Genomic DNA, 6108 nt, shown 5'->3' on the forward strand with positions numbered 1-6108 from the left:
TCATCGGATAGATTATGATGGGGCTATAAAAATTATCGAATTCATATGCAAACTCCTATGCACGAATACACCCTCCAGCAAAAATCGTTTCTGCTCCTTCTCGCCCTGGTCACCATCGGCTTCGGCTGGATCCTGGCGCCGTATGCCGGTGCCGTGTTCTGGGGCGTGGTGCTGGCGATCCTGTTCGCGCCGCTGAACCGCTGGCTGCTCAGGAAGACCAATCACAAACCCAATCTCGCTGCCTTGCTGACCCTGATGTCGATCGTGGTCATGGTGATTTTGCCGCTGTCGCTGATCGCGGTGTCCCTGGTCGACCAGGCCGCCACCGTGTACGAAATGGTCCGATCCGGCGATCTGACCGTGGGCAGCTACTTCAAGAAAATCATGGCTGCGCTGCCGCAATGGGCCCTCAATCTGCTTGAGCGTTTCGACCTGACCACCCTGTCGAAGCTGCAGCAGAAAATGACGGAAGGCGCGTCGCAGGTCAGCCAGACCGTCGCGCGCCAGGCCATCCACGTGGGCAGCTACACCTTCGATCTGATGGTCAGCATGTGCATCATGCTGTACCTGCTGTATTTCCTGCTGCGTGACGGCCAGGCGCTCGCTGCGCGGATCAAGAGTGCCGTTCCGCTGAGCCGCAAATATAAACAGCGCCTGTTCAGCAATTTCACCGCCGTGACCCGCGCTACCGTCAAGGGCAATATCCTGGTCGCGGTTGCGCAAGGCGCGCTCGGTGGCCTGATATTCTGGTTTCTGGACGTGCAGGCGCCGGTACTGTGGGCCGTGGTGATGGCGTTTCTGTCGCTGCTGCCGGCAATTGGCGCGGCGCTGGTGTGGGCACCGGTTGCCGTCTATTTCCTGGTCACCGGATCGGTCTGGGAAGGCGTGGTGCTGAGTATCTTTGGCGTGGTCGTGATCGGACTGGTCGACAATATCCTGCGCCCTATTCTAGTGGGCAAGGACACCAAGATGCCGGACTACGTGGTGCTGCTTTCCACCGTGGGCGGCATGGCGCTGTTCGGGCTGAATGGATTCGTCATCGGCCCGGTTGTGGCGGCGTTGTTTATCGCCGCCTGGGATTTGTTTGCCTCGGCCAGCGAGTTCCACACCGATTAAACGCCAGGCCCCATCGGCTCAGTCGTCCGCCTTCGGGTGCCAGCGCTGCAGCGGCGGCTCCGGCGACGTGAGCGCTTGCAGACGCTTGTACAGCAGGCTGGTTTCCAGCAGATTGCAGATGCGCAGCATCGTCTCGATCAGGTCGAACGGCTTGGTCAGGAAATCCTTGGCCCCCAGCGACAATGCGCGCCGCCGGGCTTCCTGGGTCACATCAGCGCTGATCACCATGACCGGACGAAACTCGTTGGGCGGCGTGCGGCGCGCCAGTTGCTCCAGAACCGCGTAACCGTCCAGGTCCGGCATCATCAGGTCGAGCAGCACCAGGTCGGGATCGAAAGCCGATACCAGATCGAGCGTGCGGCGCGGATCGGTGGTGCTGACGACGTTGCGAAACCCTTCTCCCGCCAGCATGTCTTCGAGGATGTTGACGTTCTCGATTTTGTCGTCGACGATCAGGAGCCGCATGGCATGCAAGTCGAAAATATTCATGGCATCAATCGGTCCAAAGTAGCAAAAAACAGGCTCACGTCGAGCGGCTTGGTCAGGTAGTCGGCGGCGCCGGCGGCCAGTGCGCCGGCTATGGTCGCAGGCAAGGCGTCGGCGCTGACCACCACCACCGGCGTCTGGCTCAACCCGGGCGTGGCGCGCAGCTGCGCGAGCAAGTCGAGTCCGGATACGTCGGGCAGGTGCAGGTCCAGCAGCACCAGATCGGGCGCATGCCGCTGCGCCAGCGCCAGCCCCTCGCTGCCGGTGGATGCGCTGAGCAGGGTGATGTTGGCGCGTTTGGCCAGCAGGATCTCGACCAGCGCCAGATTGGAGGACTGATCCTCGATATAAAGCACGGTACAGGGGCGCTGCGATGGCGGCGCCGCCATACTGGATGGCCGCGTCGCGTGCGCATGGCCCGCCGCGGCGCTCAGCGGCAGCTCGACGCGGAAGGTGCTGCCCTGCCCCACCGCGCTTTCCATGCCGATGTCGCCGCCCATGGCACGCACCATCTGCAGCGATACCGCCAGCCCCAGGCCGGTGCCCTCGCCGGGACGGCGTTCGGCGCCCAGGCGGTCGAACGGCGTGAACAGGCGCGCTTGCAAGGATGGATCGATGCCCGGGCCGTTGTCGCTCACGCCGATGCGCGCACGCTGCGCGTCGGCCTCGACGCGCAGCGATACAGTCCCGTTCGGATGGTTGTACTTGACCGCGTTCGACAGCAGATTGAGCATCACCTGCAGCAAGCGCTTGCGGTCGGCGAGCACGTGCACGCCGGACGATGGCGCTTGGGCGGCCAGGGTCACGCCGCGCTCGCCCGCCATCGGGGCGATCAGCGCCAGCGCTTCGCGCAGCAGGCTGTCCACCTCGACCGGCTCCGGCGCCAGGTCCATATGGCCGGTTTCGATGCGGGCGATATCGAGCACTTCGTTAATCAGCGCCAGCAGGTGACGGCCGCCTTTCAGGATATGGCCGACATGCTCGCGCTCGGCAGGCGTCTTGAGATCGCGTTCGAGCAACTGGGCAAAACCCAGAATCGCGTTGAGCGGCGTGCGCAGTTCATGGCTGGTGCGCGACAGAAATTCGGTCTTGGCCTTGCTGGCGCGTTCGGCTTCGCGATAGGCTTGCTCGGCGTCGGCGCTGCGGGCCGCCAGCAGCATGCTGGCATGCTCCATCCGCGCCGCCAGCTGGCCCAGCTCATCGGTGGCCGGCGCGATCGGGGCCAGCGGCGCGCCGCGCGCCAGCCGCTCCGCGTTATCGGCCAGATCGCGCACGCGGCGCCCGATGCCGGTTGAAAACAGCAGCACCACGATGACCGCGCCCAGCACCCCGGCCGCGCTGGCCACGCCGGTGGCCACCATGGTGCGCATGTAGACCTGGTCGGCGAAACGCTCGCTCTCGCGCCGCAGCACGTCTTCTCGGGCCAGCATGGCGTCAATGTGTCCGCGCAGCTCGTCCAGCACCACCTTGTTCGACACCAGGATCGGCACCAGCGTCGCCGCCGGGGTGGTGTTGCCGAGGGCGACCAGTTCGCTCAAGCCCTCGCTTTTTCGCGCGGCCAGGGCGGCGACCTGGTCGAGCAAGGCGTTCTGCTGCGGATCGCGAATCTGCACGCGCAGCCGGCGCAAGGTGCGCGGCAGCTCGGTTTCGGCAATCCGGTAGCGCTCCAGGAAATTCGCCCGCCCCGTCAACAGATAGCCGCGCACGCCTGTGGCGGCCTCGGCCAGTAACGTATGCACTTCCTGGATGTCGTGCTGGATCTGCAAGGTGCGCTGCACGCCCTGCTGGGCGCGGCGGCTTTCGGCGCCCATCAGATAGCCGGAAGCGAGCGCGCCCAGCAGGATCACCAGCGGCACCGCGATCAGCACCAGCCCCTTGACGCGCAAGGAACGGTTCGACCACCACTGGGACCAGCTCGCCAACACGCTCATGGGTTGGTCGCGCCGGAATGGCCGAAGCCGAGTTCGACCGCGCGGGCAGCGACCTGGGTGCGGTCGGCCAGGCCGAACTTGTGGATGATGCGCTCCACATGCACCTTCACGGTGCCGGGCGCGATGCCCAGGCGCAGGGCGATGTCGGCATTGGTCAATCCGTGCGGCAGCAGGCCCAGCACCTCACGCTCGCGCGGTGTCAGCGGAGTGAGCAGCTTAGCCGATTGCGCGGCTGGCACCGCAGGCCGCGCGGCGCCCTGCGGCAAGGCCGAGGCCAGCATGCTCGCCAGGGTGGACAAGGCGGCCAGGTCGGCCTCGCCGGGAACCGGCAGCGGGCGGCGGCTGGCCAGTTGCAGCACGCCCAGCGCGCGCCCCGCCGACCGCAGGGGAAACAGCAGTTCGATGCCGGCCATCGCCCCGGCCGGCAGCAGCATCTGGCTGACGCTGTTGCGCCGGACCAGTACGCCGGCCTCATCCTTCAAACCCGCAGCCAGGGCGCCTTGCGCGGGAAAACGCATGCCCGCGGGCAGTACCTCGCCGCGCGCCGCCTGCACGCGCAGCGCGCCGTTGTCGTCGGCCAGCACGCTGCCGCAGTCGAAGGCGGAAAACGCCAGGGCGAAGCCGAGCATCGCGTCCAGCGCGGTGGCGGCCTCGCGCGCGGCGAGCGCCTGGCCCGCCTCGTGCAGCAGACGCAGGCGGGCGGTATTGGCTTGCTGCTCGCGATAGTGCTCGCGCAGGGTTTGGGCGGAGGGGGAAGAGGTACGGGGCATACGCGCAGTATATGCCGAACGGCAGAGCTTGGGCTAGGCCTGGCGGCGGACGCCCAGGCGCCGGCGAGGGGCGATAGTGTGTCTGTCGCAGCAAACAATGCGCCATCCACTTTGACTTAACAGGAGAATTTCATGAACAAACTGATCCTTGCCGCTTCCCTCTTCGCTTGCAGCGTTGCGTATGCCAAGGAGCCGCCCCGGGTGTACGGCAACGAAGCCGTCGCCCCGACCGCCAAGCAAGATCGCGAGATTGCCGGCCTGTTCGACCGCTGGAACGCCGCGCTGGGCACCGGGAAGCCGGCCGAAGTGGTCAAGCTGTATCACCCGAAAGCGGTGTTGCAGCCGACCGTGTCGAATCACGTGAGGACGACGCCGGCGGAAATCGAGGATTATTTCGTGCATTTTCTGGAACTGAAGCCGCACGGCGTGATCAACTCGCGTCATATTCAGATGCTGAGCAAGGATAGCGCGGTCGACAGCGGCGTGTACACCTTTGACATCGTCAAGGATGGCAAGCCGGCCAAGGTGCAGGCGCGGTACACCTTCGTGTACAAGAAGCTGGGGAAGGACTGGCTGATTCTGAAGCACCATTCGTCGGCGATGCCCGAACACGTGGCGCTGAACTGAGACGGCAGCTGCGGGCGTGATGGAGATATGCCCGTGGCCGGGCCTGCAGGATGACCGTGCGCATCAGCGTCGCTAAAGCAAACTTCCAAGAGCGCACCTGACGAACGATTGGCTGGCATGCTGCCGGAACGCCTTCCAGCCAGTTGGAACGCCCCAACCCGCAAGATGGAAGGACGCGGCGCCTTTCCATCTTGCGCTGCAACTACTTACGACGGTATTCGGCGCCGAAAGTGCCGTTGGTGCCGCTGCAGGTCTTGCTATCGTCCACCCGCAGCACTTTGCCCTTGAGCGTCATCGACGCCTGGCACTCCTCAGCTTCAACGATCAGATGCTCGCCGCTGAACGCGCCAAGCGAGCCGAACTGGCCCGGGCGGACCTGCTCATCCGGATCTGGCCACGTCGTCATTCCCTCCACGATTGCGGCGTTCTCGCCCACGGCGATGAGCAGGATATCGCCCTGATTGCGGTCGGCCTTGCCCTTGTAATAGCGCGCGTACTGTCCGGTCCAGCGCGAGGGCACCGCGTCGTCGAGCAGTTTGACGCGCGTCCCGTACGCCACCTTGACACACTGCGCCGTCTTGCATCCGTTGAGCGCCTGTGACTTGAGCCAATTACGCTGCCACTGGCGCATCGCCAATTCGTCGCCGACACGGGCCACGGCCCGCTTGTACGAGCCATGGAGGTCATCGTCCAGCCGCGACAACTCGGGATCGGCGCAGACCATCTTCTCGACGTTGGAGACCGCCTTGGGACAATCGTAGCTGGCGGCCGAGGCCAGGGGGCAAACAAGCGCGAGCGACAGCAGGGCAATTTTAAAAGGAATCATAGTTTGCAATAAGGAAAAGTTGAATATACGCTAATGTAACTGTTCGCACCGGCCGCCGCCAGCACCCATCATCGCGCTGACGGTCTACATGCTGCCCGGGCGGGCGCTTGGGATGGTGAGTAGTTTCCGTGAATGAACCGCGAGTTTGTTTGTACTCCGGTTACCGTGACCGTTGATTCCGGCTTATCGCGAGCGCCACGTACTTGGTCGGCCGAAGGTGAACCGCCAATGTAAAAGGGGCGGCACCTGGCTACCCCTTTTGACATCGCGCTACCGCGACTGACTTAAGCCGTTCCACCCAACCGCAACCATGATGGTGCGTTCTATGAACGGGTAGCCAGATTTTCTAAAT

6 protein-coding genes are annotated in these 6108 nt (G+C 64.4%); 2 read left to right on the forward strand and 4 right to left on the reverse strand.

Annotated elements, in window-relative coordinates; translation table 11 throughout:
* The first annotated feature begins 57 nt into the window (after positions 1 to 57).
* Positions 58 to 1116: an AI-2E family transporter gene (locus tag RBA40_RS12360; protein ID WP_306648168.1), complete on the forward strand. Its 1059-nt coding sequence runs from the start codon at positions 58 to 60 to the stop codon at positions 1114 to 1116.
* Positions 1117 to 1134: 18 nt separating this feature from the next.
* On the opposite strand, the gene RBA40_RS12365 is transcribed toward RBA40_RS12360, so the two are convergent.
* The 3 genes from RBA40_RS12365 to RBA40_RS12375 are packed head-to-tail and all read right to left on the reverse strand — an operon-like array spanning position 1135 to position 4303.
* Positions 1135 to 1605, reverse strand: a complete 471-nt coding sequence (locus RBA40_RS12365; RefSeq protein WP_306648156.1) for a response regulator — start codon at positions 1603 to 1605, stop codon at positions 1135 to 1137.
* Positions 1602 to 3533, reverse strand: a complete 1932-nt coding sequence (locus tag RBA40_RS12370) for an ATP-binding protein (RefSeq protein WP_306648157.1) — start codon at positions 3531 to 3533, stop codon at positions 1602 to 1604. Before RBA40_RS12370 ends, RBA40_RS12365 begins: the two co-directional genes overlap by 4 nt.
* A complete protein-coding gene (locus RBA40_RS12375; RefSeq protein WP_306648158.1) occupies positions 3530 to 4303 on the reverse strand; it encodes a helix-turn-helix transcriptional regulator in 774 nt (257 codons plus the stop codon). Before RBA40_RS12375 ends, RBA40_RS12370 begins: the two co-directional genes overlap by 4 nt.
* 132 nt (positions 4304 to 4435) lie before the next feature.
* Here RBA40_RS12375 and RBA40_RS12380 point away from each other — a divergent pair, with 132 nt between their 5' ends.
* Complete coding sequence (locus RBA40_RS12380; RefSeq protein WP_306648159.1) at positions 4436 to 4930, forward strand: SgcJ/EcaC family oxidoreductase; 495 nt, start codon at positions 4436 to 4438, stop codon at positions 4928 to 4930.
* Positions 4931 to 5132: 202 nt separating this feature from the next.
* Here RBA40_RS12380 and RBA40_RS12385 read toward each other — a convergent pair whose 3' ends face one another.
* A complete protein-coding gene (locus RBA40_RS12385) occupies positions 5133 to 5756 on the reverse strand; it encodes a lysozyme inhibitor LprI family protein (protein ID WP_306648160.1) in 624 nt (207 codons plus the stop codon).
* Positions 5757 to 6108 lie beyond the last annotated feature (352 nt).

It is taken from the genome of Massilia pseudoviolaceinigra (assembly GCF_030846505.1).
Taxonomy (GTDB): Bacteria; Pseudomonadota; Gammaproteobacteria; order Burkholderiales; family Burkholderiaceae_D; genus Telluria_A; species Telluria_A violaceinigra.

Excerpts from the sequence above, each read along its gene's own strand:
- RBA40_RS12375 (WP_306648158.1), bottom strand. The coding sequence starts at position 4,303 with ATGCCCCGTACCTCTTCCCCCTCCGCCCAAACCCTGCGCGAGCACTAT.
- RBA40_RS12385 (WP_306648160.1), bottom strand. The coding sequence starts at position 5,756 with ATGATTCCTTTTAAAATTGCCCTGCTGTCGCTCGCGCTTGTTTGCCCC.
- RBA40_RS12380 (WP_306648159.1), top strand. The coding sequence starts at position 4,436 with ATGAACAAACTGATCCTTGCCGCTTCCCTCTTCGCTTGCAGCGTTGCG.
- RBA40_RS12365 (WP_306648156.1), bottom strand. The coding sequence starts at position 1,605 with ATGAATATTTTCGACTTGCATGCCATGCGGCTCCTGATCGTCGACGAC.
- RBA40_RS12360 (WP_306648168.1), top strand. The coding sequence starts at position 58 with ATGCACGAATACACCCTCCAGCAAAAATCGTTTCTGCTCCTTCTCGCC.
- RBA40_RS12370 (WP_306648157.1), bottom strand. The coding sequence starts at position 3,533 with ATGAGCGTGTTGGCGAGCTGGTCCCAGTGGTGGTCGAACCGTTCCTTG.